The organism is Bradyrhizobium sp. I1.14.4, from assembly GCF_050435825.1.
Taxonomy (GTDB): Bacteria; Pseudomonadota; Alphaproteobacteria; order Rhizobiales; family Xanthobacteraceae; genus Bradyrhizobium.
Genome location: NZ_JBNDLA010000005.1, coordinates 174,459 through 199,914, shown reverse-complemented (window position 1 = coordinate 199,914; position 25,456 = coordinate 174,459). Strand labels below are relative to the sequence as shown.

The 25,456-nt window shown below is 64.6% G+C and carries 20 protein-coding genes, 1 tRNA gene and 1 riboswitch; of the genes, 10 read left to right on the top strand and 11 right to left on the bottom strand.

The annotated features are described in order from the left end of the window. Positions 1–109 precede the first annotated feature (109 nt). From ABIB78_RS13105 to ABIB78_RS13080, 6 genes are all read right to left on the bottom strand, one after another. On the bottom strand, positions 110–1,183 hold the full coding sequence (locus ABIB78_RS13105) for a putative urea ABC transporter substrate-binding protein (RefSeq protein WP_429024863.1): 1,074 nt from the start codon (positions 1,181–1,183) through the stop codon (positions 110–112). A gap of 78 nt (positions 1,184–1,261) precedes the next feature. Further along, a riboswitch (guanidine-I (ykkC/yxkD leader) is annotated at positions 1,262–1,372 on the bottom strand. 295 nt (positions 1,373–1,667) lie between these two features. Then, complete coding sequence (locus ABIB78_RS13100) at positions 1,668–2,366, bottom strand: hypothetical protein (RefSeq protein ID WP_429024861.1); 699 nt, start codon at positions 2,364–2,366, stop codon at positions 1,668–1,670. A 361-nt stretch (positions 2,367–2,727) separates the two neighbouring features. Then, a complete protein-coding gene (locus tag ABIB78_RS13095; RefSeq protein ID WP_429024859.1) occupies positions 2,728–3,306 on the bottom strand; it encodes an invasion associated locus B family protein in 579 nt (192 codons plus the stop codon). After that, positions 3,303–8,387, bottom strand: a complete 5,085-nt coding sequence (locus ABIB78_RS13090) for a beta strand repeat-containing protein (RefSeq protein ID WP_429024858.1) — start codon at positions 8,385–8,387, stop codon at positions 3,303–3,305. The genes ABIB78_RS13095 and ABIB78_RS13090 overlap by 4 nt, the downstream gene beginning before the upstream one ends. A 333-nt stretch (positions 8,388–8,720) precedes the next feature. After that, positions 8,721–9,773, bottom strand: coding sequence for a helix-turn-helix domain-containing protein (locus ABIB78_RS13085; RefSeq protein ID WP_429024856.1), 1,053 nt, complete (start codon positions 9,771–9,773; stop codon positions 8,721–8,723). 828 nt (positions 9,774–10,601) lie between these two features. Next, positions 10,602–12,071: a peptidoglycan-binding domain-containing protein gene (locus ABIB78_RS13080; protein ID WP_429024854.1), complete on the bottom strand. Its 1,470-nt coding sequence runs from the start codon at positions 12,069–12,071 to the stop codon at positions 10,602–10,604. A 78-nt stretch (positions 12,072–12,149) separates the two neighbouring features. Here ABIB78_RS13080 and ABIB78_RS13075 point away from each other — a divergent pair, with 78 nt between their 5' ends. The 3 genes from ABIB78_RS13075 to ABIB78_RS13065 all read left to right on the top strand — a co-directional run bounded on the left by ABIB78_RS13075 (position 12,150) and on the right by ABIB78_RS13065 (position 14,821). Then, positions 12,150–12,539, top strand: a complete 390-nt coding sequence (locus ABIB78_RS13075) for a hypothetical protein (protein WP_429024852.1) — start codon at positions 12,150–12,152, stop codon at positions 12,537–12,539. A gap of 288 nt (positions 12,540–12,827) precedes the next feature. After that, entirely contained in the window at positions 12,828–14,213 is a 1,386-nt protein-coding gene (locus ABIB78_RS13070; protein WP_429024851.1) for a cytochrome P450, read from the top strand. A gap of 182 nt (positions 14,214–14,395) precedes the next feature. Then, positions 14,396–14,821, top strand: a complete 426-nt coding sequence (locus tag ABIB78_RS13065) for a hypothetical protein (RefSeq protein ID WP_429024849.1) — start codon at positions 14,396–14,398, stop codon at positions 14,819–14,821. A gap of 206 nt (positions 14,822–15,027) precedes the next feature. Here the strand turns inward: ABIB78_RS13065 and ABIB78_RS13060 are convergent, their stop codons facing one another. After that, positions 15,028–15,471 carry a hypothetical protein gene (locus ABIB78_RS13060; RefSeq protein ID WP_429024848.1) on the bottom strand — a complete coding sequence of 148 codons (444 nt, stop codon included), beginning with the start codon at positions 15,469–15,471 and terminating at the stop codon, positions 15,028–15,030. Positions 15,472–15,882: 411 nt separating this feature from the next. Between ABIB78_RS13060 and ABIB78_RS13055 the strand changes: the two genes are divergently transcribed. Further along, positions 15,883–16,089: a hypothetical protein gene (locus ABIB78_RS13055; protein WP_429024846.1), complete on the top strand. Its 207-nt coding sequence runs from the start codon at positions 15,883–15,885 to the stop codon at positions 16,087–16,089. Here the strand turns inward: ABIB78_RS13055 and ABIB78_RS13050 are convergent. Continuing rightward, positions 16,060–16,134, bottom strand: a tRNA-Val gene (locus ABIB78_RS13050). The two genes, ABIB78_RS13055 and ABIB78_RS13050, sit on opposite strands and share 30 nt — an antisense overlap. Before the next feature lie 79 nt (positions 16,135–16,213). Then, positions 16,214–16,573: a cell cycle two-component system response regulator CpdR gene (gene cpdR, locus ABIB78_RS13045; protein WP_429025342.1), complete on the bottom strand. Its 360-nt coding sequence runs from the start codon at positions 16,571–16,573 to the stop codon at positions 16,214–16,216. Positions 16,574–16,877: 304 nt separating this feature from the next. Between cpdR and ABIB78_RS13040 the strand changes: the two genes are divergently transcribed. The 3 genes from ABIB78_RS13040 to ABIB78_RS13030 all read left to right on the top strand — a co-directional run bounded on the left by ABIB78_RS13040 (position 16,878) and on the right by ABIB78_RS13030 (position 20,184). Beyond that, on the top strand, positions 16,878–17,765 hold the full coding sequence (locus tag ABIB78_RS13040) for an N-formylglutamate amidohydrolase (protein ID WP_429024845.1): 888 nt from the start codon (positions 16,878–16,880) through the stop codon (positions 17,763–17,765). 587 nt (positions 17,766–18,352) lie between these two features. After that, positions 18,353–19,132, top strand: coding sequence for a histidinol-phosphatase (gene hisN / locus ABIB78_RS13035; protein ID WP_429024843.1), 780 nt, complete (start codon positions 18,353–18,355; stop codon positions 19,130–19,132). Positions 19,133–19,215: 83 nt separating this feature from the next. Further along, positions 19,216–20,184, top strand: a complete 969-nt coding sequence (locus ABIB78_RS13030; protein WP_429024841.1) for a tripartite tricarboxylate transporter substrate binding protein — start codon at positions 19,216–19,218, stop codon at positions 20,182–20,184. 7 nt (positions 20,185–20,191) lie between these two features. Here ABIB78_RS13030 and ABIB78_RS13025 read toward each other — a convergent pair whose 3' ends face one another. Beyond that, positions 20,192–21,085 carry a LysR family transcriptional regulator gene (locus tag ABIB78_RS13025; protein ID WP_429024839.1) on the bottom strand — a complete coding sequence of 298 codons (894 nt, stop codon included), beginning with the start codon at positions 21,083–21,085 and terminating at the stop codon, positions 20,192–20,194. A 91-nt stretch (positions 21,086–21,176) separates the two neighbouring features. Between ABIB78_RS13025 and ABIB78_RS13020 the strand changes: the two genes are divergently transcribed. Next, the gene (locus tag ABIB78_RS13020) at positions 21,177–21,929 is read left to right on the top strand and encodes a sulfite exporter TauE/SafE family protein (RefSeq protein ID WP_429024837.1); all 753 of its coding nucleotides are present in this window, start codon (positions 21,177–21,179) and stop codon (positions 21,927–21,929) included. Between the two features lie 74 nt (positions 21,930–22,003). Here the strand turns inward: ABIB78_RS13020 and ABIB78_RS13015 are convergent, their stop codons facing one another. Continuing rightward, positions 22,004–22,639 (bottom strand): LysE family translocator, encoded by a 636-nt coding sequence (locus ABIB78_RS13015; protein ID WP_429024836.1) that lies wholly within the window; start codon positions 22,637–22,639, stop codon positions 22,004–22,006. A 238-nt stretch (positions 22,640–22,877) separates the two neighbouring features. On the opposite strand from ABIB78_RS13015, the gene ABIB78_RS13010 reads away from it, so the two are divergent. Next, the gene (locus tag ABIB78_RS13010; RefSeq protein ID WP_429024833.1) at positions 22,878–24,677 is read left to right on the top strand and encodes an adenylate/guanylate cyclase domain-containing protein; all 1,800 of its coding nucleotides are present in this window, start codon (positions 22,878–22,880) and stop codon (positions 24,675–24,677) included. 59 nt (positions 24,678–24,736) lie between these two features. After that, on the top strand, positions 24,737–25,396 hold the full coding sequence (locus tag ABIB78_RS13005; RefSeq protein WP_429024831.1) for a hypothetical protein: 660 nt from the start codon (positions 24,737–24,739) through the stop codon (positions 25,394–25,396). Positions 25,397–25,456 lie beyond the last annotated feature (60 nt).

Genomic DNA, 25,456 nt, shown 5'->3' with positions numbered 1-25,456 from the left:
TCGGCTCCTGCTTGAGACGGCACTAAGCAAGCGTTTTCGAGCGAAGCCTGTCCCGGACTTGATCCGGTATGGATACCGGTTCGCGTGAAGAAAACGCGTCAAGCAAGGATCACAGCTTGCCCTTGGCGGCTTCGTCCATGTAGGTCGGGTCGAAGCGCAGCTTGACGTTCGACTTGTCGCCCAGCACCGACTTGTCGGCGAGCTCGATCCCGACCGCGTCGGCTGATTTCGCGCCTTTGCCGAGCAGGTCCTTCTCGAACAGGAACTTGCGCACGCGATCCATCGTCGCCCCGACGGCCTTGCTGCGCGTAAAAGCTTCGGCATCGGTTGCCTTGTCGAACAGTTTTGTGGTCGAGAGCTGGCTGTCGAAACCGGCGAGGTCGGTGCCGGAGGCCTTGGCCATCGCCTCCTTGGCGGCTTTCGCCGCAGAATCGTTCGCGTTCATTTTGGACAGCGTCTCGTACCAGATGCCGACCAGTGCCTTGGCGAAATCCGGATTGTCCTTGGCGACCGCCGTGTTCACCACCATCAGATCCATGATCTCGCCGGGAATCTGCGAGGAGTCGAACACCTTCCTGGCATCGGGCGAGCCGAGGATTTCCGTGACGATCGGATTCCAGGTCACGACCGCGCTGACGTCTGCTGTCTTGTAGGCCGCCGCGATATCGGCATCGGACGTGTTGATGACCTTGACGTCCTTCTCGCTCAGCTTGCTGGTCTCGAGCGCGCGCGCCAGCAGATAATGCGACACCGAGAATTCGACCAGATTGACCGTCTGCCCCTTGATTGCGGCAAGATCGGACTTGTTCTTCAGGATCACGGCATCGTTGCCGTTGGAGAAATCGCCCATCACGACGGCGGTGGTGTCGACGCCGCCCGCGGCGGGAATCGATAGCGCGTCCATGTTGGTGATGGTGACGGCGTCATAGCCGCCGGCGGTGTACTGGTTGATCGATTCGACGTAGTCGTTGAACTGCTTGACCTCGATCGAGATGCCGTATTTGTCGGCCCATTTCTTCACGATGCCGGTGTCGGCCGCATAGCCCCACGGCATCCACCCGACATAGATCGACCAGGCGACCTTGAAGCTTTTCTTCGGCGCGGCGTCGGCGACTGATGCGGCCGCGAGCACGATCGCGCAGCCGATGACAACAGAGCGAAGGTGGAAAACGAATTTGTTCATTGCCGATCCCTCTTGCGAAACTTCACAAAAAGGGACTGGCGAAAAGACCATCGCTCCGCCAATCCCTTGGCTAACGAGGTCTCCCGGGCTTTTATCCCGCCGTGCACCTGCGGGGATGTCTCCCCCGCAAGCGGCTGCTCTCGGACCAGCACCTTCCCTTGGAAGATCGGAACCCTAGCGGCCAACTCAACGCCTTCGATGCACGAGGCGTGCCACGGCGCCGGCAATTGAATCTCATGATATTTTTCGGCGCGCGCCGCTCGGCCGCGACAACGCTCTGCTTAAAAACTGCGCAGGCCTGCTCAGAATTGGCTCTGTCATTTCGTCGACGCCGTCAGCAGGATCACGCAGCGGCTGATGTCGAGGGGAAGTTCGATGCGCAAGCTTCTGAGCGTTCTGTGCGGCAATCTCTGGCGCGGCCTGCACGGCCGGTTCGGCCTGGTGCCGACATCCGACGTGAAAGGCCCAAGCGCCTAGGACGGTGTTACCCGGCCACCCGCAGCGCGGTCACCGCGACGCAGGCGTTGCCGAACGGAATCAGCACCACCTGCGCGCCGTTCGGCAGCGCGATCGTCGCGAGATCGCCGAGCGTGCCGTTCTGCCCGTTGAGCTTGGCGAGCTCAGCGGCAACCGTCGGGCAGTTTTCCGCGCTTGGCGTCACCCGCACCAGATTGCCTTCGCAGGACGACCCGACCGGCGCAGCAAACACGATACCGGCAGCGCGCTGCGCCGCGTTGCTCTGGTTGGCCTGGCTTGGTGCGAGCGCGACCAGCGACTGCACCGAATGCGAATTGCCGGCCTTGGCGTCCCACAGGGACTGCGCGGTGTAGGTCGAGTTCGTCGCGAGACCGCGGCCGAGCGTCCCGAACAGGTTGGCGCAGGTCGCGATGTTGCCCTGCCGCGCATGATCGTCGAACACCGTCGGTTGCTGCCCGGCCTGTGGCGGCGGAACCGATGCCGCGGCGGCCGCCGGCGTCTGCGCCTCCTGCGCACGCTGTTTGTGCGGCTGCGGCTTCGCGGCGGCGGCGGGCTTCTTGGCCGGTGCGGGTGTGCCCTGCGGCTGCAGTGGCATCGGCTGCGCCTGGGCAGGCTGCATCTGCTGGGCATAGCCCACGACGCCGGCCGCACTGAGCGCCGCCACGACGACCGCCGTGAAAATCAGGATGGGGGTCTTCAGTCGCATCGGGGTACTCATCTTCTCGGGTATGATGAAGTCAGGTTGAATCGGTCGGGCGGCAGACTACCGCACCTCTCCCGCTTGCGGGCAGGGCAATCGCATTTGGCATCAATAGCCTTTCCACGCCGTCATGGCCGGGCTTGTCCCGGCCATCCACGTCTTTCTTCCGCGGAAACAAAGACGTGGATGGCCGGCACAAGGCCGGGCATGACGAGTTTGTGGAGGCATCGAGCGCATATGCGATTGCCCTGCCCGCAAGCGGGAGAGGGAGCACACCGCCTTTGCGATCGCCATTCAACCTGATCCCATCGTCCTGTTGTCCTATACCTCGCGGCGCACCGAATCCTGGGTCCGCATGCATCTCGCGTCACTTCAGTTTCGCCAGCACGCCGGACAGTCCGTCCAGCGGCGCCTCCAGCACGATCGGCCCGCCTTGCGGAAGCTGATAGGACACCAGGCACGGCGTCGCCGCGCGAATGTGCCGCCTAAGCACGTTGCCGATCGCAATCGTGGCGAAACAGAAATTGGCATCGCAGCGATCGGTCTGCGCGACGATGCGGTCCGGGCTGTCACCCATGGCGAGCTCGATCCGCGCGCCGACACCGGCGGCTGCGGGAATGCGCATCGCCATCAGCGGCTTGCCGTCCGCGGTCGCGATCAGCGACCAGTTGAAGGCGACCGCGCCCTGCGCGTTGACGATCGACTGCGTGACGTTGCAGACGCGGCGCTTCGATTTGAGACTCTCGTCGCAAATCAAGGTCCAGTTCTTGAACGGCTGGATCATCCGCCTGAACTCGCCGAGCGTCTCGCCTTCCGGCACCACGACGTCGGACGGCTTCACGGTGTAGGCGGACGGCGGCGCGCCCTGCGCGGCCGCACTCGCCGCCGTGCAGAGCCAGATTGCCGAAGCCAGACACGCCAGCCGCCTCGTCGCCGTCAGAGTCAATTGAGCGTCAAGCTCACGCCGGCGCTGACGCCCCAGTCGCCACCGGCGGTGGTCGCCGCCGCGTTGGTGCGGAGCTTCCCGTTCTCGCTGGTATAGCCGATGCCGAAGGCGAGCGCGCCCTGGCTGCGCCAGACGCCGCCGCCCGCCGAGGCGCTGACCTTGCCGGGCCGGTCGTCATAGCGCAGCGACGCCGCGGCCATGCCGATCGCGGCCGCACGCCAGGCGTCCTGCCGCACCTCGCCGATCTGGCCGTTGAGCTGCTGGAACGCACTGTTGAGCTGGTTGACGTTGACCGCATCGGTGCCGGCGACGCCCGCCGCCACGTTGCTGATGGTCACCGGCGCGCCGTTGCCGCTGTTCAGCGTCAGCTTGTTGGTGGTGCCGCCCGAGCCGTCGCTGTCGTAACGGATCGAGCTCGACGCAACCGCCTGGAGCTGGCTGACGTTGACCGCATCGGTTGCGGCCGAGCCCGCCGCAACGTTGGTGACGCGGCGTTCGGCGCCGGACGAGCCCACCGACACTTCGCCGGTCGCAACCCCCGCGACGGCCTTGCCGACGACCGGCGTATAGGCCGCATCGCTCAGATTGGCCGTCGTGGTGGCGTTCGCACCGAGCGCCAGCGAGTTGGCCGCCGTTGCCTTGGCGCCGGCGCCGATCGCGACCGAATTGTCGGCCGACGCGGCGGACCCGTTGCCCATCGAGATCGCGTTGGCGCCGCTCGCGACCGACTGCGGTCCGATCGCGACGCTCTCCGCACCAGTTGCAATCGAATCCGCCGCCGTCGAATTGGCGTGGAAATATTTCACGCCGCCACCTCCGGTCGAGATGTTGCTGACCGTGGTATAGAGAGCGGCGAGCGAGGTGTTGGTGGCCCAGAGCTGCGAGCCGTTGATCGCATCCGTCGAGGTCGAGGTGATCTGGCCCGCCGCCACGTTGGTGATGGTCCGCTCCGCACCGGCGCTGCCGACGCTGACGGTCGAGGTCGGCGCGGTGCCGGCGAAGTTGTAGGTGGTGCCGCCGATCGAGGTGCTTGCTGTCTTGACCACCGTCGAGGTGGTCGAATTGGCGCCGAGCGCGACGTCGCCGGCCTGCGAGGTCGCCTTGGCATTGGCACCGAGCGCGACGCTGGTCGGGTTCGAGGTCTGCGCCCCCGCGCCGAGCGACACCGACTGGATGCCGCTGGCCACCGCGCTGGTTCCGAACGCGATCGAATCGGCAAAGTTGGACACCGAATTCTGGCCGATCGCGATGCCGCCGGGCGCGGTCTGCTGCACGGTTGCGCCGAATCCCATGCCGATGCCGTTGTCGCCGTTGACCACGGTCTGCGGTCCCACCGCGACCGAATTGTTGCCGACCGCCAGCGAGTCGGCGAGGGTCGAGTTGGCGTGGAAGTACATCGAAGTCGTGGTCGCGAATGATTGCAGCGCGCCGGTCAACTGCCGCACGGTGACGGCGTCGCTCGACTGGGTGCCGTCGGCCACGTTGGTAATCTGCCGATAACTCGTCGCATTGCCGACCGACACCGCGCCGAGCAGCGCGAGATCGGTGGTGTTGTAGGGGATGATGGTGCCGCCGATGGTGCCGGAAGTCGGTGCGACCGCACGGTTGGATACTGAACCCGAACCGATCGCGACGCCGTCGGCGACCGTGGCCTGGGTGTTGAAGCCGAGCGCCGTGGCATTTGCCGCGGTCGCCGACGCGGCAACGCCGGCGGCCATCGAGTTGGTGCCAGTCGCGCCATTGTTGTTGTAGTTCGCCTGCTGGGTGCCACCGTCGTTGACGCCATAATAATGCGTCAGGCCGTTGCTGACGATGGTCGAGAGGCTGTCGATCGCCGAAGTAGCGGCCCATAGCTGCGAGCCGTTGATCGCGTCGGTCGAACCATTGCTGATCCGTCCCGCCGCGACATTGGTGATGGTGCGCTCGTTGCCGACCGTGCCGACGCTGACCGTCGAGAGTGGATTGGTGCCGGCGAAGGCGTAGTTGGTGGTGCCGATGGTGATGCCTGATGTGCCGACCGCCGTGGTGGTCTGGCTGCCCGCGCCGAGCGCGATATCGTTGGCGTTGGCGGCGGTCGCGCCGTTGCCGATCGACACCGAGCCACTGCCGGTCGCGGTCGACACCGGCCCGATCGCAACCGAGTCGGTCCCCGCGGCCGAGGAATCGGCCAGCGTCGAATTGGCGTGGAAATACTTGATGCCGCCGCCGGTATTGATGTTGTTGACGGTGGTGGCGAGGCCGTCGACGGTCTGGTTGGTAGCCCAGAGCTGCGAGCCGTTGATCGCATCGGTGGAAGAGTTGCTGATCCGGCCCGCCGCGACATTGGTGATGGTGCGCTCGTTACCGACCGTGCCGACGCTGACCGTCGAGAGTGGATTCGTGCCGGCGAAGGCGTAGTTGATGCCGCCGACGTTGACGCCGGGCGTACCGACCGCCGTCGTGGTCTGGCTGCCCGAGCCGAGCGCGACATCGTTGGCATTGGCGGCCGTCGTGCCGTTGCCGATCGACACCGAGCCGCTGCCGGTCGCGGTCGACACCGGTCCGATCGCAACCGAGTTGGTCCCGACGGCGGACGAATCGGCCAGCGTCGAATTGGCATGGAAGTATTTTATGCCGCCGCCGGTGCTGATGTTGTTGACGGTGGAGGCGAGGCCGTCGACGGCCTGGTTGGTGGCCCAAAGCTGCGAGCCGTTGATCGCGTCGGTCGAAGAGTTGCTGATCCGGCCCGCCGCGACATTGGTGATGGTGCGCTCGGCGCCAGGCGCACCGACGCTGACGGTCGAGGTTGCCGTCGTGCCGGCGAAGCTGTAGGTGGTGCCGTTGATCACCGTGTTCGGCGTGTTGACGGCCGTGGTGGTCTGGCTGCCCGAGCCGAGCGCGACGTCATTGGCATTCGCGGCGTTCGCGCCGTTGCCGATCGACACCGAGCCGCTGCCGGTCGCGGTCGACACCGGTCCGATCGCAACCGAGTTGGTTCCGACGGCAGACGAATCGGCCAGCGTCGAGTTGGCATGGAAGTACTTGATGCCGCCGCCGGTGCTGATGTTGTTGACGGTGGAGGCGAGCCCGTCGACCGCCTGGTTGGTGGCCCAGAGCTGCGAGCCGTTGATGGCGTCGGTCGAAGAGTTGCTGATCCGGCCCGCGGCGACGTTGGTGATGGTGCGTTCGTTGCCGAGTGTGCCGACGCTGACTGTCGAGGTCGGCGTCGTGCCGGCGAAGCTGTAGGTGGTGCCGTTGATCACGGTGTTTGGCGTGCCGACTGCCACAGCGGTGACGCTGCCGGAGCCAAGCGCGACGTCGCCGGATTTTGCCGCCGCCGTTGCGCCGTCACCCAGCGCGATGTTGCCGGCAAGACCGGCCGCGCCCGCGGTGGAGCCGTTGCCCAGCGCCACGGAGCCCTGGCCGATCGCCTTGTTGTTGTTGCCGATCGCGACCGCGCCGGCGGCCTGATTGGCAGCGGTGGCGGTCGCGGTGCCGTCGCTGTTGGCGATGTTGTTTGCGCCGCCGGTGAAGGCACCGGTGCCGCTGGCATAGCTCGGATCGCCGATCGTCACGGCGCCGTTGCCATAGGCGACGTTGTTCGCGCCGATGGAGACCGCCTGACCGCCGGTCGCCACCGCGTTGGTGCCCAGGGCGACCGCGTTAGCCGAACTGGCCGCGGCATTGTTGCCGACGGCGATGGCGTTGGCCGCCGATGCTGCGGCGCCGATGCCGAGTGCGGTACTGGCGACTCCGCTGGCGTTGGCACTGACGCCGGCAGCGAGAGAATTGTCTCCTGTCGCGTTCGCTCCAGACCCTAATGAGGAGGAGTTCTGGCCGCTGGCTACGGCCGTGTTACCAACTGCTGTGCCAGCGCTGGCGCTCGCACTTGAGGCGGTGCCGATCGCGACGGCGAAAGCGCCTGAAGAGAGCGAATTCGTACCGATCGCAATGCTGTTGGGCACGGCGGTGTTGGCCTGGACGCCTGCCTGCGCGCCCACGCCGAATGCGATGGACTGGTTGCCCCAGGCACTGGCTGTATTGCCCATCGCCGTGGCGCCCGTTCCCGTCGCTTTGGTCAGGACACCTATGGCAACCGTTCTTTGCTGAGATGCCTGCACATCCGTGCCAAGGGCGATAGCGCCCTGGGCCGTTGCACCCGTTCCCGCAACGGTGCGCGCGCCAATATTGATCGAGTTGATCTGGGACGCGATCGACTGGAAGCCGATCGCGATGGCATTCTGGTTGCCTGCGTTAGCGGTGGTGCCTTGGGCAATGGAATCGGTTCCGGTTTGCGTTGCCCCACTTCCAATGGCGACGCCGCGCAGTCCGCCGGCATTGGCCTGATACCCGAGCGCGGTCGCATACGTGGCGCTGGCGACGGACGACCAGCCTCCGGCGAACCCGTAGCTGGCGCTGGCCGAGGAGCTGACACCGACCGCCGTGGAGTTTCCCCCCGAAGCGGTGGCGCCGTTGCCGAGGGCGGTCGCGGATGTGCCACTTGCCGTGGTGTTGACGCCGAAGGCGCTCGCTCCGTCCGCAGTGGCGTGCGCGTTTCCGCCTACCGCGAGGGCATTGACGCCGGTCGCGTTTGCAAAGACACCCATACCGATCGCATTGAGGCCGTTCACAGAGTTGGCATAGCCCACGATGATCGAACCATCGCCGGTTGCGCTGTTCGCATCGCCGATCGCCAGCGAGTTCTGGCCATTCGCATTGGTGCCAGTGCCGATGGCGGTTGAACTCGCACCGGCGGCGTGGGCGCCGCACCCCATAGCAGTGCTGCCAGCGGTTGCAGCAGTGGGACTGGTGCAGTTGGCGGGGTTACTCAAAACCCCATTGCCGATGGCAACCTGAGCAAACGCCGCCTGTGGAGCCACCATGGTCGCCATCACGGCAAGCAGCGCGCCGCCCGCGCCCAGCGAACCGAGCCCCAGCCGGTCGCGCTTCATGCCGAGCGCCCGGTGCGCCTGGCGCAGCACGGCCAGCAGCCGGCGCCGCAGCGAACGGCTGCCCGCATCACCCGACGCGACCCAGCTCCGGACGAAGCCAATGCGGCCCCGACGCTTCAGCGATCCGGTTGAGTTGTGTGCGACAGCCATGGTGTGCCCCTTTTGTGACATCTTGCCCAGACGTCGGAGGCACCGCGCCGCTGCAGACCGAATGCGGGCCCGCCGGGCACGCATGTGGAGAAATCGAGAGGACGCGATGCGCGCCCGTCTTCCGGTCTTGGTTGATGATCTGTCGAGTTCAGCGAGCGCGTCTTGCCACCCAGCGCCCGCCCGACTGCCCCATCACCGTTGCCCCGAGTCGTCATGTCGAAATGATAGACACAATTTTGCCAGCGTCACTCAGCAGGCCGTCCAAATAGATGGCAGATCGTCTCACAAGTTGAAGGATTTATCCGATACACCGTGGGGTGTTCGCCGAAAATTTCAACCGGCAGTTGATCGGCGACGCGCGCGTTCGCGCATCTCGCGCGGACTGACGCCGAATTCGCGGCGGAAGGCGCGGGTGAAGTCCGACGCCAGCTTGAAGCCGTGGCGATAGGCGATCTCCTGAACCTGCCTGCCGGGGCTGCCGACGAGTTCTGCATGCGCCGCGCGCAGCCGCTTGCGCAGGATGTAACCGGCAACGCCGCCGACACTCTCGAATGCACGATAGAGGTTGGAGCGCGAGATCCGCAATTGCTGCGCGATCCGATCCGGCGTCAGGTCGAAGTCGCCGAGATGCGTCTCTATATAGAGACGCGCACGCTCGAACAGCACCGACTCGATCGAACCGCGGGCCTGTTCCAGCCGGTCCGACGATAGCTGAATGCATGCGGCGATCATCTGCGCGGTCGCGCGGCCCGCCTGCCTCAACTCCTCCGGGGACATCAGCACCAGGCGTGTTTCGAGTCTGTCGAGATAATCCGCCAGCAGTTCGATCAGATTGCCAGATAGGAGAACATTGCAGACGTCGTCGAGCTGATCAGCCATCTCGACGAATGACCTGCGCGGCAGGCCCAGCACCAGGCCGTCGTAATTCGTGATGCTGCCGCGGAAATCCTCGTCGAGCGAGATCAGGAACATGGCGCCCGGTCCGGCATGAATCCGCCGATCGACGGTTTCGAAACGCGCTTCGCCGGAGCGCACCCGGTACAGCCACCAGATATCGACCGGCCCGCCATGCGACGGTTTGATGACGCGCGCGAACGATTGCGCGGCAAATCGCCCCGATGTGAAGACGACATCGGCCATGTTGCAGGTCAGGTACTCCACCAGGAACCCTTCCGCAGGGCTGTGATCTTCCGGTGGCGCGACCTCGACCAGCGAAGCCATCCGCGTCTTCCAGACCTCGAATTGCTCCGACGGCGGGTAGTGTCGTGTCGAGAACAGCCGTGGCGGTGCCGGGGCTACATCCCTGATGTTCCGCGGCTCGCGCGGCAGGGGATCATGTTCCAGGAACTGGGCTGCGCGGGCCGGCGTATTGTCGTCTGGTTGCATGTACTTTCGTGCCCCGTTGCTGCAAACGACGAACGTCGGCTCAACGGAGGCATATTCCCAAGGTTGCATCGCCGGCCGCTGACAGACAGGCGAATTTCGGGGAAACCAAGAAGCATTTTAGGACGCGGACACGTTCGTGCTTACGCCGGCCGCTCCTGATAGGGCCGATGCAGGTTCCTGGGGCAGTCGTGCTCACACATGGCATTCGTCACTGTCGCGTCATTGTCGGATTCGGCTTGGAAGCTCGGTTACCGAACCGGCTTGACTGATCTAGAGAACAATCGGTGCGAGAACCAGAGGGGCGGCAACGCGGATCGTGAAGAAAACAAAAATTGCTTGCGTGCGATGCGACCGGGCAACGCATCGTCGTTGAGTCTTCAGAAAATTTTCTCGATCTCCGCACTGCGACGAAACGAATGTTGCAAGACAGACGCGACCTAAGCACGGTACATGACACATCGAGAATCCCGCGCACGGGATTCTCGATGACCGCATCTGAAGACGCGTGCCTAATCATGCGGCAATCCACCACGACGTGAATGCAATCCAGGGAGACGGAGCGCGCCGCACGAGGCGCGCATGTTGTCGCATGCTGCGGCATTCACAGGATGAGCGTCGAGCTGACGAAAGTCATGACGGCGCATCTTATTTCTCGTCGAGACGCCGCAGCCCGGGGGGCGGCGCGAGAAAGCACTCCGCAAGAATCGACCGAGCCGCCGCGGCATCGTCGCGACCTGGCCGTGGACGCGGGCGACATCCGCCAATCGAGTGGACGCCTTGACAAAGAAAAAAGAGCCCCGCCTGCAGCGGGGCTCTTGCTTGACCGTCCTATTTGCGATCGGAGTTTTGCGCCGGCGTCTGTGTGCTCTGGCCTGAGCTTGACGATGGCGGATTGTTGTTCTGGTTGGGCTGGCTGGACTGCGTGTCCCGACCAGCGCTCGGCTGGTTGCCGCTGCCCTGACCAACAGTCGACTGGTTCTCTGGCGCAGCCTGTCCCGTATTCTGCTGCGGGGCCTGCTGCTGGGCGGACGGCTGATTTCCGCTCTGACCGGATGTCGACTGGTTCTGCGGCGAATTCGCCTGACCCGTCGTCTGCCCAGTCGTGTTCTGCTGGGCAGGCTGCTGAGTGCCGCTCTGGCCGGATGTCGACTGGTTCTGCGGCGAGTTCGCCTGTCCCGCCGCTTGTCCGGTCGTGTTCTGCTCGGCAGGCTGCTGCCTTCCGCCGCCCTGGCCGACCGTCGACGCGCCGCCTTGCCCGGCGCCCCCGCCGATCCTGTCCGACAGGCCAAGTGCGGCGACCGTGCGCGTGTCGATGCTGCCGCTCGTGGTGATGCCCTGCTGACGCTGGAACGTAATCAACGCCTCGCGGGTCCGCGAGCCGAGCACGCCGTCAGCCTCGCCGACCAGCAGGCCGCGATCGATCAGCACCTGCTGCACCTCGCGGATCTGCTGCGGATTGAGGTCCATCATCGCATAGCTGTTGCTGCTGCCGCGACGGTGGCTGAAGCGCGTCCGCGGTCCGACCGGGACCACGTCGACAACCCGGCGGTCGCGGTCGAGGAACACGACTTCATCCTCGACGATGAAGAAGCTGTCGTCGCGATAGTATGGGAACGCATCGATCAGCACCGGGAAGGCGGCAACCGACACAACATTGAACCTCCGGGGTACCACCACGCCCGGATTGACCGCGAAGTTGATCGCGTTGACGTTGACGCGCGGCGCGTTGCGCGCCGACAGCACGGAGCGCTGGATCGTGCTTTGCTGTTGCGCCGTCACGGTGCGCCCGGCCTCGGTCTGGACCGTGGCGTTCGACTGGGTCTGAGCGGTCGTACCGGTTTGTCCCTGAGCCTGACCGGTGGTCTGCCCGGAATTGATCCGGCCTTGCGCCGTACCGGACTGCTGGGTGGCCGCGCCCGTGGTCTGGCCGGCTCGCGTGTTCTGGCCCGTGGTTGTGCTCTGGCCGGTCGTTGTGCTTGCGCCCTTGCCTTGAACCTTGCCTTGAGCCGTCCCTTGAGCCGTCCCTTGGCCCGTCGTGGTGCCCTGACTGCGGTTCGTGGTGTTGGCGCGATTCTCCTGCTGCTGGCTCTGCCGCGTGGTGGCGCTGCCGCGCTCGCGGGATTCAGATCGGCCGATCTGCTCGCGTCCGTTTCGGCTCTGGCCGACGGTCTGCTCCTGCCGGCCCTGGCTGCGCTGGCTCTGCCGCTCGCCTCTCTGTTCGGCGCGGCCGCTCTCGCGGGCCTGCCCGGTGGTCTGGCCTCGCATGCTCTCGCTGCGCGCGGCGGCGCCGCGGCCCATCTGGCCTTCAGCCCGTCCGCTTTCTCGAACGCCTTGGCTTTGAATGCCTTGGCTTTCTCGTGCCCCTTGGCGTACCCCTTGGCCTTGACCGACAGTCATGCCTTCGCTTCGCGCCGCCCCGGGACTTCCATGCATCGCTCCGCCGGAACGTCCGGCCGATGGGCCTGCGGATGGTCCGCGTTCACCACCGCCGCCACCGGCACCGATGCTGCCGCCGCCCATGCCGCCACCGCCGCCTTCGCGCATGCCTTGTGCCGATGCGAGACCGACGCCAGCCAACAGCACGGCCGTTGTCAGCAGAAACTTGCTCTTCATGATTTTGCTTTGCATTGCCGATTCCTCCTGAAGCTTGGCGGCTGTTCGGTTCGCGAAAGCCGGCGCCAATGGCTGGCGCGCTCTCCGCCGCAGCCGCTTTCCTACAAAGCCGACGAGCTATGCGGCACGGGCGTGCGCGCTACTCATCGGTGAACCTGCCTTGCTGGAAAACAGCGGAGCCGCCGCGCCGTTCCTAGAGGCGGGCTCGACGCGACATTTCGCGCCAGGGAACAGCTTCCGGATCGTCTCGCGTCTGGCGATCTGAGGCCTGATTCCGCCTCAGGAACCAATCGCCACTTTTTCCCGTTGTCGCCGGAGCGTGGGACTTGGAAGAAGTAGCGTGGTGCTTGGAAGAAGTTGCGTAGCGTACTGCGACGGCGACCGCCGTGTTGCGAGCCGCCGGCCGCCAGCATTGTCGCTTCTGGGGGCCGGAGCACGTTCATGCCGAATCGCTCTGTCGAGTATTGCCCGCCCAGACCGGAGCCATTGCGGCAACGACCGGGATTGCTTGAGTTGCTGACGCGGCTACGCCGCAATCCGCTCGAGTGCTGGAGTACCGAATTCTTTTGCGAACCCATCGTTCACATCAAGCTTCCACTCCTGAACGCCTATGTCGTGAACGATCCGGAGGCGATCAGATGCGTGCTGATGGAAAACGCAGCCAACTACCGCAAGGACCCGATCCAGCGCCGCATTCTTTCCAGCGGGCTTGCAGATGGTCTGCTGAGCGTGGAAGGCGAGCGATGGCTGATGCAACGCCGAACGCTCGCACCTCTGTTTGCGAGGAAGACCGTCAACTCCTTCGCCGCAGCGATGCTCCGGGCTGCCGAAGAAATCGCAGCCAACTGGCGCAAGCATGGCGACGGAGCGGTTCGCGACATTGCGGCCGAGATGACCCTGCTCACGCTCAACGTGCTCGCGCTGACGATCTTTTCGGACGGGATCGGCGGAGAGCTCGACGAATTCCGTTCGGCCATGAACGCCTATTTCGGCATCATCGGACGCATCGGTGCGCTCGATCTTGTCGGGCTGCCGTCGTGGGTGCCGCGTCCGGGACGTGCGCGCTTGCGCCGGACCATGGCCTATTTTGAAGGGGTGATCGACGAGATCATCGAAACCAGGGAACGCCGGCTTGCTGCAGCCGTGTCCGGGCGGCCAAACGACCTGCTGACATTGCTTCTGCGCGTGCTCGATCCTGTCACCGGGCGCGCAGTGAGCCCCGCCGAGATTCGCTCGAACATCCTTACTTTCCTCTCGGCAGGTCACGAGACCACCGCGAATGCGCTGACGTGGTCCATCTTCCTGCTGTCGCAATCGCCGGAATGGCGATCTCGCGTGCGGCAAGAAGCAGACCGGGAACTGGACGGACCTGCCGACGATCTTGTCGACCGGCTCGTGCTGACCAGAGCGGTGGTCGAGGAGGCGTTGCGGCTCTACCCACCGATTGCCGCGCTCAGCCGGACCGCCGAGCGCTCCGACACACTCGGCCGCTACAAGCTCGAGAGAGGAGCGCTGGTCGTGATTGCGCCGTACCTGCTGCACCGTCACCGGCAGCTTTGGGATCGGCCGGACGTGTTCAATCCCGCGCGATTTCTGCCAGAGGCAAGAAGCGCGATCCCGCGCTTTGCCTACCTGCCGTTCGGAGTCGGTTCCAGAACCTGCATCGGAGCGTCCTTTGCGTTGCAGGAGGCCACCATCGCTCTGTCAGTGATCATGCGGCAGTTCGACCTCGCGCTGATACCAGGCACCGCGGTCTGGCCGGTTCAGAGCGTGACGTTGCGTCCCGCCAAAGGCTTGCCGATGCGGGTGGCGTCGCGGTCGCACTGATCGATCGCGCCTTTCGCTCGCCTGATCCCGAGATCAACGGAACCTGATGGCGCGCTTCGGCGCGGCAAGTGAACTGGAACCTGGCTCGCACGCGCAGAGCCCGGCACGACGGCACAGCCATTCGCAACCAATGCCGCCCTGTCCCGTTGACGGGCTGGGCAATGAATATCGAGGAGGAGCTCATGAAGGCAGCCCTTGTTCTTGCAACAGTCGGGGCGCTTGGGGCGAGCACAATCGCAGCCCCGGCCCCCGCCGAAGCACGCAGCGGTTTCGGTCCCGCGCTCGCAGGCGGATTGATCGCCGGCGCGGTCGTCGGCGGCCTCGCATCATCGGCCTATGGCTGGGGTCCCGGTTACGCCTACGGTTACGGCTACCCCGGCTACGGCTATGATTATGGCTACGCACCCGCCTACTATGCGCCGGCTTACGGCAGCTACGCCTATGACTACGACGCTGCGCCGTATCGTTGGGGCGGCGGATACACCACGACATATTATAGCGGGTACAGGCCGGCCTATTACGGCTATCGCTATCGTCACGTGGTGCGGCCGGCCTACGCCTACTATGGCGGCGGCTATCCGCGCTGGCATCGCTGGCATCGGTGGTGAGATCGAGTAGACCGATGCGGCGCGGCAAGCGAGCCGGCGCCGCTGGCAGCCGATCGACCACGCCCGGTCGCAGCGTGACCCTGCGATCGGCAGCGCGGTCAACGTGATGCAAGCGTCGCCGAACGGCAGCGTGATCGTCGCAAGCGGTTTTGCCCGCTGAACCGAGCCCGGCGGCAACCGCCGCGTCTCCCCGCGAGGCAGCTCGCTTATGCTTTGCCTTGGCTGACTTGGCCGATCTGGTCGAGCCATGCCGCAAAGCGCGGATGCGTTGCAAACCGCCCTTGCACGGCCGCCAATTCCTGCTGGAAGACCGGCAGAGAGAGCACCCTCTCGATGTCAGGCTCCCTGATCTTCCAGATCCCCGGCGGAACGAAGCCATGCACTTTGAGCTCATAAAGTTCGAGGATCGAGAAGATGACTTCATGCACGATCCGGCGTTCTTCCAGCGTCATCTCGATGGTGCCGGCAGCGCCGTCATCATGGAACGCTGCCGTCGGCAGACGGCGCCGCAGATCGGAAATGCGTTCGGAGTATCTCAGGAAGATGTCGGCTCCCAGTCGCCGGTTGTTGGTGTGCAGCGCCGTGTAGATCGCGGTGATGCCGACGATGATGGTCCCGAGCGTCATGAATTTCAGAATATGATCGAGCACCGCGATGTCTCCTTCGACGTTCCGTGATCGCGCGAGGAGCCATGTGCGACCTGTGCTCCCCACTCTTTATTGCCCGAGGCGCAGCGATCGTCGAGATGCGGATCACTGGGTTGCCCGACGGCGCAAGCCCTCACAGCAAGAATATTTCGGTTTATCCGTAGTACAACTCCGTGTATGGTCTGCCCGTCTCACCCGATCGAGGGGCTGCGCTTACTCCGCGGGATCCATGGGTGCGATCGGCACCCGGCTTTCCCTGCGCCCTCTTCAAGAGGAGGCGGAATGTGAAGCAAAGTTCGGGCGCAACGCGCCGCGAGAATGCGAAGCTGTATCCCATCCTCAGCTGTCATCGCCCGCGAAAGCGGGCGATCCAGTACGCTGCGGCCTCTCGGCTCAATCGTTGGCGTCTCAGGAATGCTGGATCACCCGCATGCGCGGGTGATGACACTGAACAAGCTGTTTGACAGGTTGAAGCAGAAGCCCCGCCGTCATGGCGAAGCGCGGCTTGCCGAGCCCGAGCTCGCGGCCAAAAGCCCGCTCCGCCCTTTGGGCTTCGGCGTGGCATCCTTCTCCCGCTTCGCGAGCGAAGGATGGTGGGTGCGACAGGGATCGAACCTGTGACCCCTACCATGTCAAGGTAGTGCTCTCCCGCTGAGCTACGCACCCAAAGCCATGTTTGGATCGGGTCCCTATAACGGACCCCGGCGGGGCAGGCAAGGACACAAAGTGAAGGTTTTTTGACGAATCAGGCCGCCAGCAACTTGTTCACTTCGCTGACCAATTCCCTGAGGTGCACCGGCTTGGACAGCACCTTGGCGTTTTTCGGCGCCTCCGAATCGGAATTGAGCGCCACCGCGGCGAAGCCGGTGATGAACATGATCTTGATATCAGGATCGAGTTCCGAGGCACGGCGCGCCAGTTCGATGCCGTCCATCTCGGGCATCACGATGTCGGTGAGCAACATTTCGAACGGCTCCTCGCGCAGCCGCTGGTAGGCCGACATGCCGTTATCGTGCGGCGAGACCGTGAAACCCGCGTTTTCGAGCGCCTTGACCAGGAAGCGGCGCATATCGGTGTCGTCTTCGGCGAGGAGAATTTTCGGCATGACAGGAATCGTCGAATCCGGCTGGAGGAGCAGTCCGAACAGTAAGCCCGACAGACGGTAAATTTCGGGTGAAATTTGCGTCAAGCCAGCGGCAAATGCGCACCATCTTATGTGGACTGAACCGGGCATCGAATCAACCGGGTGCGGCATTTCCTGCCTTTAAGACGCGTTCCAGCGGACGCCACGCTCTTTTCACTTGGCAGAATGATCGCGATTACCGACAATGCCCGCCCATAAATCTCCGCTTTTCCGGCAGAATCAGTTCTTGCGGGGCAAGGCGGACGCAAGGGACGGCGCCAAGGGAATGACCGAATTTGCTGGCGAGTTGTCGCCCCCGTTCGAGATCGTTGAGCCGCAGACCTGGCGCGCGCCGATCATCTTCAATTCCCCGCATTCGGGCTCGGTCTACCCGGCCGAATTCCTCGAAGCGTCGCGCATAGATCTGGTGTCGCTGCGCCGCTCCGAGGATTCCTTCATGGACGAGTTGATCGCCGGCGTGAGCGATCGCGGCTTTCCGATCGTCCGCGTCAACTTCCCGCGCTCCTATGTCGACGTGAACCGCGAGCCCTACGAGCTCGACCCGCGCATGTTCACCGGGCGGCTGCCGAGCTTTGCCAACACGCGCTCGATGCGGGTGGCCGGCGGCCTCGGCACCATCCCGCGCGTGGTCGGCGACGGGCAGGAGATCTACCGCGAACGGCTCGACGTCGACGACGCGCTGCGCCGGATCGAGGTGCTCTACAAGCCCTATCACCGCGCGCTGCGCCGGCTGATCAACAAGGCGCACCAGGCGTTCGGCGCCGTGATCGTGGTCGACTGCCACTCGATGCCGTCGGTCGGCGTGTCGCGCGATGAGCCGCGCCGCCCCGACGTCGTGATCGGCGACCGCTATGGCACAAGCTGCGCGCCGCTGCTGCCCGACCTGGTCGAGCAGATCATGAGCTCGCTCGGCTATTCGATCGGCCGCAACAAGCCCTATGCCGGCGGCTTCATCACCGAGCATTACGGCAACCCGGCGAGCGGCCTGCACACCGTGCAGGTCGAGCTCAACCGCGCGGTCTACATGGACGAGCGACGCCGCGAGCGTGGGCCGCGCTTCGCCCAGGTGGCGGCTGACTTTGCGGCGCTCGCGGATGCGCTGGCGAAAATTCCGTTCGGGGATCTCGGCCCGTTCCAGGCGGCAGCGGAGTAGGCAATTTCTGCTCCAGCCGACACCGCGGTGTCTGGCGAAGTCATGAACACAGAATCCATTTTGGCGCCGCCAGCCAGCGCCGAACCGGATTCCGGGTTCACCGGTGGAAACGTTGAGCCAAGAAAAGAGCCAAGAAAAAAGGGCCGCTTGAATGAACAAGCGGCCCAAGTCTAGGGAGGAAACGCCCAAGGAGGGCAGCGATAGCGCGAGGCGCTACCGCACCGCAACAATATGCGACCGCGCTGCACAAAACGCAAGAACTTTCGAAACATTTCTCGGGTAATGTTGGAAAGTCTGGCGAAACTGCAACAGGCCGACAGGAGCGGCTTTCCGTATGTAGGATCAATATCTTACGAGGGAAGCCCTGCGCGGCCAGCGCTCTGCGCATAGCTTGTATACCAGAATTCGCAACTTCGTGATCCGCAGCTGGGCCGGGGAAGCTTTCGAATCGAAGCCAAATCGAAAGTCCGGAACCCGGTCATCAGGCTGGGATAACACTGCGTTAATCGTGCGCGCCGCACCGGATTGAGCTAGGCAAGAGCGCATCCGATTTCTACCGCGTCGTTTGCGCATTTCAGGGACATGCCGTGACGGTCATCGACTTTACCGCCTTCATCGGCCGCCTCGCGACCGCATCCGGCGAAACCATCCTGCCCTTCTTCCGCACCTCGCTCTCGATCGACAACAAGAGCTCGAACGATTTCGATCCGGTGACCGAGGCCGACCGGGCCGCGGAAGCCGTGATGCGGCGGCTGATCAAGTCGAACTTCCCTCGGCACGGCATCGTCGGCGAGGAATTCGGCAATGAGCGGGAAGACGCCGACTATGTCTGGGTGCTCGATCCGATCGACGGGACCAAGTCCTTCATCGCCGGCTTCCCGATCTGGGGCACGCTGATCGCGCTACTGCACAAAGGTACGCCGGTATTCGGCATGATGCACCAGCCCTATATCGGCGAACGCTTTTCCGGCGACAATGGCTCGGCGCATTACTCCGGCCCGTCGGGTGAGCGGCGGCTCTCGGTGCGGCGCTGCGCCTCGCTGAAGGAAGCGACCATCTTCACCACAAGCCCGCTGCTGATGAATCCGGATGACCGCGCCCGCTTCGGCCGCGTCGAGAATGCGGCTCGCCTGTCGCGCTACGGCGGCGACTGCTACTCTTATTGCATGCTCGCAGCCGGCCATCTCGACCTCGTCGTCGAGACCGACCTGAAACCCTACGACATCGCCGGCCTGATCCCGATCGTCACCGGCGCCGGCGGCGTCGTCACCACCTGGGATGGCAAGCCGGCGCAAGGCGGCGGCCGCATCATCGCAGCCGGCGATCCACGCGTGCACGAAGCCGCGATGAAGCTGCTCAACGCCTGATTTCTTGGCCTGATTTCTTGAGTTGCCGGGCGATTGATCTGCGCCCATCCTGACGGCAACGAAAAAAGTCAGGGACGGGCCACATGACGATTTGCGGCAGGCTGCTGGCGGCCCTTCTCCTGCTTCTCGGGCCGGTCACGGCCAGTGCCCAGGAGTTCCCGACCAAGCCAATCCGGCTGATCGTGCCGTTCCCGCCCGGCGGGCCGAACGACATCATCGCGCGGGTGATCGGGCAGAAGATGTCGGAGCTGGTGAAGCAGCCGATCATCGTCGACAACCGCGCCGGTCAGGGCGGCGTACTCGGCACCGATGCGGTCGCGAAGGCTGCGCCCGACGGCTACACGGTTGCGATCGCGAGCGCCGGGGCGCTGGCGATCAGCCCGAGCATGGAGAAGGTCGCCTATGACACGCTGAAGGATCTCGCGCCGGTCACGCTGGTCGCGACCGTGCCGGAGATGCTGGTCGTCGCCACCGACGTGCCGGCAGGGAACATGAGCGAACTGGTCGCACTCGCCAAGGCGCAGCCGGGCAAGCTCAACTTCGCCTCCTCCGGCCCCGGCAGCCTACCGCATCTGGCCTGCGAATTGTTCAAGCTGACGGCGAAGATCGACATCGTGCACGTGCCCTATCGCGGCGCCGCGCCGGCGGTCAACGATCTGCTGGGGCAGCAGGTGCAGATGACCTTCCTCGACCTGCCGGTGATCCTGCCGCAGATCAAGGCGGGCGCGCTGCGGCCGATCGCGCTCGGCGGCCGCGAGCGCGCCCCGACCGCGCCCGACGTGCCGACCACGACGGAGACCGGCATGCCCGACCTGATCATCGAGAACTGGTACGGCATGGTCGCGCCCGCCGGAACGCCGCCGGCGATTGTCGCCAGGCTGAACATGATCGCCACCGAGGCGATGGCGGATCCGATCGTGAAGGCCAGGCTCGCCGAGCAAGGCCTGACATTGGCCGGTGACACGCCGGAGCATTTCCGCGATTTCATCGCCGCCGACATCAAGAGATGGGCGAAGGTGATCCAGGACGCCGGCGTGGTGACGGCGAAATAAGCCTTCGTCAGCGCTGCGCCTCGGCGCGCAAATACTCCACGAGTTGCTTGGCTGCCCGCGGCAGCGCCTTGAAGCTGCGGGCGCAGATCGTCAGCCGGCGGTTGGCCCAGGCGTCGCGGATCCGGATCGTTGTGATCGGCATCGCCGCCGCACAGCGGCGCGCCGCGGTTTCCGGAATCACCGCGATGCCGACATCGGCTGCGACCATCTGGCAGATGGCGTCGAAGCCGCGCAGGCGGGCGCGAAAGCGCAGCCGCGCGCCGAGCTTCGCCGCGTGCCGTGAAATATGGACCTGCAGCGCGGACGTTGCCGTCAGGCCGACGAAATCGCGACCAACCACTTCCTGGAAGTCGATCTGGCGTCGGCCGCCGAGATCGCTGCGCCGCGACGCGACCAGCATCAGCCGGTCCTCGCTGAACAGAAAGCGTTCGACGCTGTCAGGCAGGGCGTGCTCCGCCGCAAAGCCGAGATCGGCGGCACCGCTGGCGATCGCGGTCGCGATGTCGGTGCTCTCGCGCTCCTCGACATCGACGCTGATATCGGGATGTTCGTGCAGGAAGGCGGCCAGCGCGCGCGGCAGATGCTCCGACAGGCCCGAAGTGTTGGCGAGCAGCAGCACGTTGGCTCGGACGCCGCTGGCATAGGCGGCGAGATCGCCCTGCAGGGCCTCGACATTGTGGATCACGATGCGGGCATGGCCGAGCAGGCTTTCGCCCGCCGCCGTCAGTTCGACGCCGCGGCGGCCGCGCTTGAGCAGCGCGACGCCGAGCGCCTCCTCGAGGCCCTTGATTCGCTCGCTTGCCGAGGCTAGCGCCATGTTCGCCCGCGCCGCGCCCTGGGTAATGCTGCGCGCATCGGAAACCGCGATGAACAATTGCAAATCGATCAGGTCGAACCGCATGCCGTTTCCCACTCCGCCCTTCGGGCTGCCCGAAGGCTAACTCCGTAACCTCCAGATTGTGCCGATCGGCTCGATCGGTCAATGTGCCGCGATGGTCGACCATCTTCTGATCTTCATCGCTTTCGCCTTTCTGCTCGCCGGCTTCGTCAAGGGCACACTCGGCCTCGGTCTGCCGACGGTCGCGATGGGACTGTTGGCAACCACGATGCCGCCGGGCCAGGCAATTGCGATCGTGATCGTGCCAGCGATCGTCACCAACATCTGGCAGACCTTCGTCGGCCCCTATCTGCGCGACATCATCAAGCGGCTGTGGCCGCTGATGCTCGGCACTGTCGTCGGCATCTGGATCAATGCCGGACTATTGACCGGGCCGTACGCGGCTTACGGCACCGTCGTGCTCGGCGTGCTGCTGGTGATCTACGCGATCGTCGGCCTGAGCAGGTTCAATTTCAAGGTTGCGCGGCGCGACGAGAAATGGATCGGCGGCATCGTCGGCGTCATCACCGGGCTGATCTCGGCGGCAACCGGCGTTCAGGTCATCCCGTCAATGCCGTTCATGCAGGCGATCGGCATGGAGAAGGATGAGCTGGTGCAGGCGCTCGGCGTCTTCTTCACCACGGCGACCTTGGCGCTCGCCTTCAACCTCACGGCCTCGGGCCTGCTGACGGCGGCGACCGCGCTACCCGGCGCGGTCGCGATGGTGGCGTCGTTCACCGGCATGTTCATCGGCCAGGCGGTCCGCACGCGGATGCAGCCCGACGTCTTCCGCCGCTGGTTCCTGATCTCGATGATCCTGCTCGGCATCTATCTCGCCGGCAGTGCGCTGCTCAAGATTCACGGCTAGAGATTCTTGTTTGACGCGTTTTCTTCACGCGAACCGGTAGCCACTTCGCTCGAAAACGCTCCAGCGATCAACGGCTAGCGCGCCTCCAGCGTGGCGACTCGGACGCCGAGATAGATGAAGAGCGCGCCGAGCGAGCGGTTGATCCAGGCGATCACGCCGGCCGATTGCCGGATGCGGCCGGCGGCCCGTGCCGCAAAGGCCGCGAGGCCAAGGCACCACAGCGTGCCGCCGGTGATGAAGATCAGCCCGAGCACCAGGAAGGCGAGCGCCTTGTGCGGCGAGTCCGCCGCCACGAATTGCGGCAGGAAGGCCAGGAAGAACAGCGCCACCTTGGGGTTGAGGATGTTGGTCAGCGCGCCCTGCCAGAACACCCGCGAGATCGAGGTCTCGCCGCCCTGTCCGGCGATCTCCGCGATCGGCTTGGCGCGCGACAGCAGCATCTGCAGGCCGGTCAGCACCAGATAGGCCGCGCCGATCAGCTTGACGGCCAGGAAGGCGGTCGACGACGCCATCAGCAGCGCCGACAGCCCGATCGCGGCGCCCAGCACGTGAACCAGACAGCCGCAGCTGATACCGATTGCCGCAGCCGCTCCGCCGCGCCAACCGAGCTGAATCGTGCGCCCAATGATATAAGCGGTATCCGGCCCCGGCGTGACGTTGAGCAGCAGGCCGGACAGGACAAACAGCCAGAGTTCGTGAATTCCCAGCATTAGGCGAGATTAACCTATGTCAGTAACGAACCGGAAAGGACGGTCAGCCAACCTGCGCCATCCCAGCGACACACGAATTCAGTAGAGAAACGGACTGTAGGATCCGTTGGTCGCATGCCATTTCCTGCTACTATGCATTATAGGTGCCTGCAAACCGGGCTTCCGCCGGACCCAGCCTGTCTTGTAAGTATCGGATTCGGTCACATCGGCTAAGTGGCCATTGCAGGGCACAGGAGACATGGAAAGAAGGCTCGCCGCCATCCTTTGCGCTGACATCGCCGGCTATTCCCGCATGATGGGGGTCGACGAGGCGGGGACGCATGCGTCGTTCAAGGCGCACCGCAGCGCGATCTACCCCATCATCCTCAACCACGGCGGCCGCATCGTCAAAAACACCGGTGATGGCTTCCTGCTGGAATTTCCGAGCATCATCGGCGCGATCGAGGCTGCTGTCGCGATGCAGACCTTGATGGCCGAGCGCAACGAACATTTGCCGGCAGACCGCGCCATGCACTTCCGGATCGGCGTCCACATGGGCGACGTCATGGCCGACGAGGACGAGGTGTTCGGCGACGACGTCAACATCGCCGTCCGCCTCGAGACGGTCGCAGCGCCCGGCGGCATCGCGGTATCGGACAAGGCCCGCACCGAGGCTGGGCGGCGGCTTGCCGTCACCCTGATCGATGCCGGCCCGCACCGCTTCAAGAACATCACCGAATCGGTCAATGTCTGGACCTGGGTGCCGGCCGGCTCCGACAAGCAGGAGCAGGTTCCGGAGGACGGGCCGCATCTGCCGGGGCAATACCGGACCGCGATCGTCGGCGTGCTGCCGTTCGACAATCTGAGCGGCAGCGCCGACGAATATTTCTCGGACGGCCTGACCGAGGACCTGATCCACGCGCTGTCGCTGCAATCCTTCTATCGTGTGCTGAGCCGCAACTCGACCTTCGCCTACAAGGGCAAGAACCTCAGCACGCGTTTGATCGCACGCGAGATCGACGCGACCTATTTGATCCAGGGTTCGGTGCGCCGCGCCGGCAACAAGATCCGCGTCTCCGCCGAACTGATCGCGCCCGAGAGGGGCGAGCAGCTGTGGACCGGCCGCTATGACCGCGACATGGGCGACCTGTTCGCGATGCAGGATGAGATCACCGCCAACCTCTCCGCCGCGGTGGCCCAGGAAATCTACCGCGCCGAGGCATCGGCGCCGGCGCGCTCGCCAAACTCCGAGCTGACGGCGTGGGATCGCTTCCTGAAGGGCCTGTCGCACTACTATCACCAGACCAAGGACGATTGCGAAACCGCGATCGCGCTGTTCCAGGAGGCGATCGAGCTCGACCCCGCGCTGTCAATCGCGCGCGCCTATCTCGCGCTGATCCAGATTCAGAGTGTGCAGTTCGGCTGGATCCCGAGCACACGCGAATTGTGGGCCTCGTCGGTCAGCCTGGCCGAGAGCAGCGTCCGGCTCGACCCGCGCTCCTCGTTCGCATTTTCGCTGCTGGCCTATCTGCACGCGATGCAGGGCCATTACGAAGCCGCGATGGATGCCATCAAGCGGGCGATCGAGCTCAACCCCTACGACATGGGCGCGCGCGGCGTGCTCGGAATTTGCCACATGGTGATCGGCGACCACCGCAAGGCGGTCGATCTGTTCTCGACGGCGGTCCAGCGCGGCAACAGCGACCCGCGTTACCAATGGGCCGCGCTGAACGCGTTCAGCCATTATCTGCTCGGGCAATATGACGCATCGCTGTCGTGGTCGCGCGAGGGACTGTATCTCAACCCGAACCATCTGCAGTGCCTTGCGGTGCGCACCGCGGCGCTCGCCCAGCTCGGCCGCGTCAGCGAGGCCGCGCAGGCGGCAGAGGCGTTGCTCGCCAACCATCCCGAACTGACGGTCGAACGTCATTTGCGCAATTTCCACTGGAAGAACCCGGCCGACATCGCGCATTACCGCGACGGCCTCTTGAAAGCCGGCCTTCCCTTCGGCAAACTCGCTCTGGTTGCGTCCTCGTCGAAATTCGCCATCGATTCCTGAGCGAATTATCCACCGGTAATGGATGCTTTTTAAGCTGAAGCTTTTCAGGATGTGGGTTGATGTCCGATACGGCTGCAAGCGCGGCGCCCGCCCCGCAGATTTCCCCTGACAATCCCTGCCCATTCCTGCGCGCACTGGTCGCCGGCGACTATGTCGGCGGTCATATCGTGCCGTTGCCTGAACTGACCGGGACGATCGGGCGTGCGACCGGCAAGACAGGGTTCGAGGGGCTCACCGCGCGGGCGAAGATCTTCATGGTCGCGCAGATGGCCAACGGCATCGGTCCGTTCAGCCAGATGCGCAGCCTGTTGCAGGGCGCGATCCTTGACCAATTGCGCAACGGTCCGCTCGACAAGCACGGCGCCGGCTCGCGCATCCTCGACCAGCATGCAGTGGTTCATGAGGACGAGATCGCGCGGCTCGCCACATTCGGCAAGGATTACAAGGCCCCCGACGGCAGCATCGAACGCGGGCTGTCGGCGTCCGAGATCAGGACCTTCATGGCGGCCAACTTCCAGCGCGCCAAGGATGAGCATCCGCCGTCCTACGGCATCCTGCGCTGCTACTATCCGCTGCTGATGCTCGGCGAGTGGCCGGTGCTGCTCGACATCATGGGCAAGGGCGAAGGCAAGGACCGCTATCTCAGCGTCGCCGAGGTCAGGATCCTGTTTGTGGAACGGCGCTTTCCGGACCGGATCGTCGCGCTGCTGAAGGGCTAGATTCTTTATTGACGCGTTTTCTTCACGCGAACCGGTATCCACTTCGCTCGAAATCGCTAT

Coding starts and splice junctions, on each gene's coding strand:
- ABIB78_RS13040 (WP_429024845.1), top strand. CDS start 16,878: ATGACCGAATTTGCTGGCGAGTTGTCGCCCCCGTTCGAGATCGTTGAG.
- ABIB78_RS13070 (WP_429024851.1), top strand. CDS start 12,828: ATGCCGAATCGCTCTGTCGAGTATTGCCCGCCCAGACCGGAGCCATTG.
- ABIB78_RS13105 (WP_429024863.1), bottom strand. CDS start 1,183: ATGAACAAATTCGTTTTCCACCTTCGCTCTGTTGTCATCGGCTGCGCG.
- ABIB78_RS13100 (WP_429024861.1), bottom strand. CDS start 2,366: ATGCGACTGAAGACCCCCATCCTGATTTTCACGGCGGTCGTCGTGGCG.
- ABIB78_RS13090 (WP_429024858.1), bottom strand. CDS start 8,387: ATGGCTGTCGCACACAACTCAACCGGATCGCTGAAGCGTCGGGGCCGC.
- ABIB78_RS13010 (WP_429024833.1), top strand. CDS start 22,878: ATGGAAAGAAGGCTCGCCGCCATCCTTTGCGCTGACATCGCCGGCTAT.
- ABIB78_RS13080 (WP_429024854.1), bottom strand. CDS start 12,071: ATGGGCCGCGGCGCCGCCGCGCGCAGCGAGAGCATGCGAGGCCAGACC.
- ABIB78_RS13005 (WP_429024831.1), top strand. CDS start 24,737: ATGTCCGATACGGCTGCAAGCGCGGCGCCCGCCCCGCAGATTTCCCCT.
- ABIB78_RS13030 (WP_429024841.1), top strand. CDS start 19,216: ATGACGATTTGCGGCAGGCTGCTGGCGGCCCTTCTCCTGCTTCTCGGG.
- ABIB78_RS13025 (WP_429024839.1), bottom strand. CDS start 21,085: ATGCGGTTCGACCTGATCGATTTGCAATTGTTCATCGCGGTTTCCGAT.
- ABIB78_RS13020 (WP_429024837.1), top strand. CDS start 21,177: ATGGTCGACCATCTTCTGATCTTCATCGCTTTCGCCTTTCTGCTCGCC.
- ABIB78_RS13015 (WP_429024836.1), bottom strand. CDS start 22,639: ATGCTGGGAATTCACGAACTCTGGCTGTTTGTCCTGTCCGGCCTGCTG.
- cpdR (WP_429025342.1), bottom strand. CDS start 16,573: ATGCCGAAAATTCTCCTCGCCGAAGACGACACCGATATGCGCCGCTTC.
- ABIB78_RS13065 (WP_429024849.1), top strand. CDS start 14,396: ATGAAGGCAGCCCTTGTTCTTGCAACAGTCGGGGCGCTTGGGGCGAGC.
- ABIB78_RS13055 (WP_429024846.1), top strand. CDS start 15,883: ATGCTGGATCACCCGCATGCGCGGGTGATGACACTGAACAAGCTGTTT.
- ABIB78_RS13085 (WP_429024856.1), bottom strand. CDS start 9,773: ATGCAACCAGACGACAATACGCCGGCCCGCGCAGCCCAGTTCCTGGAA.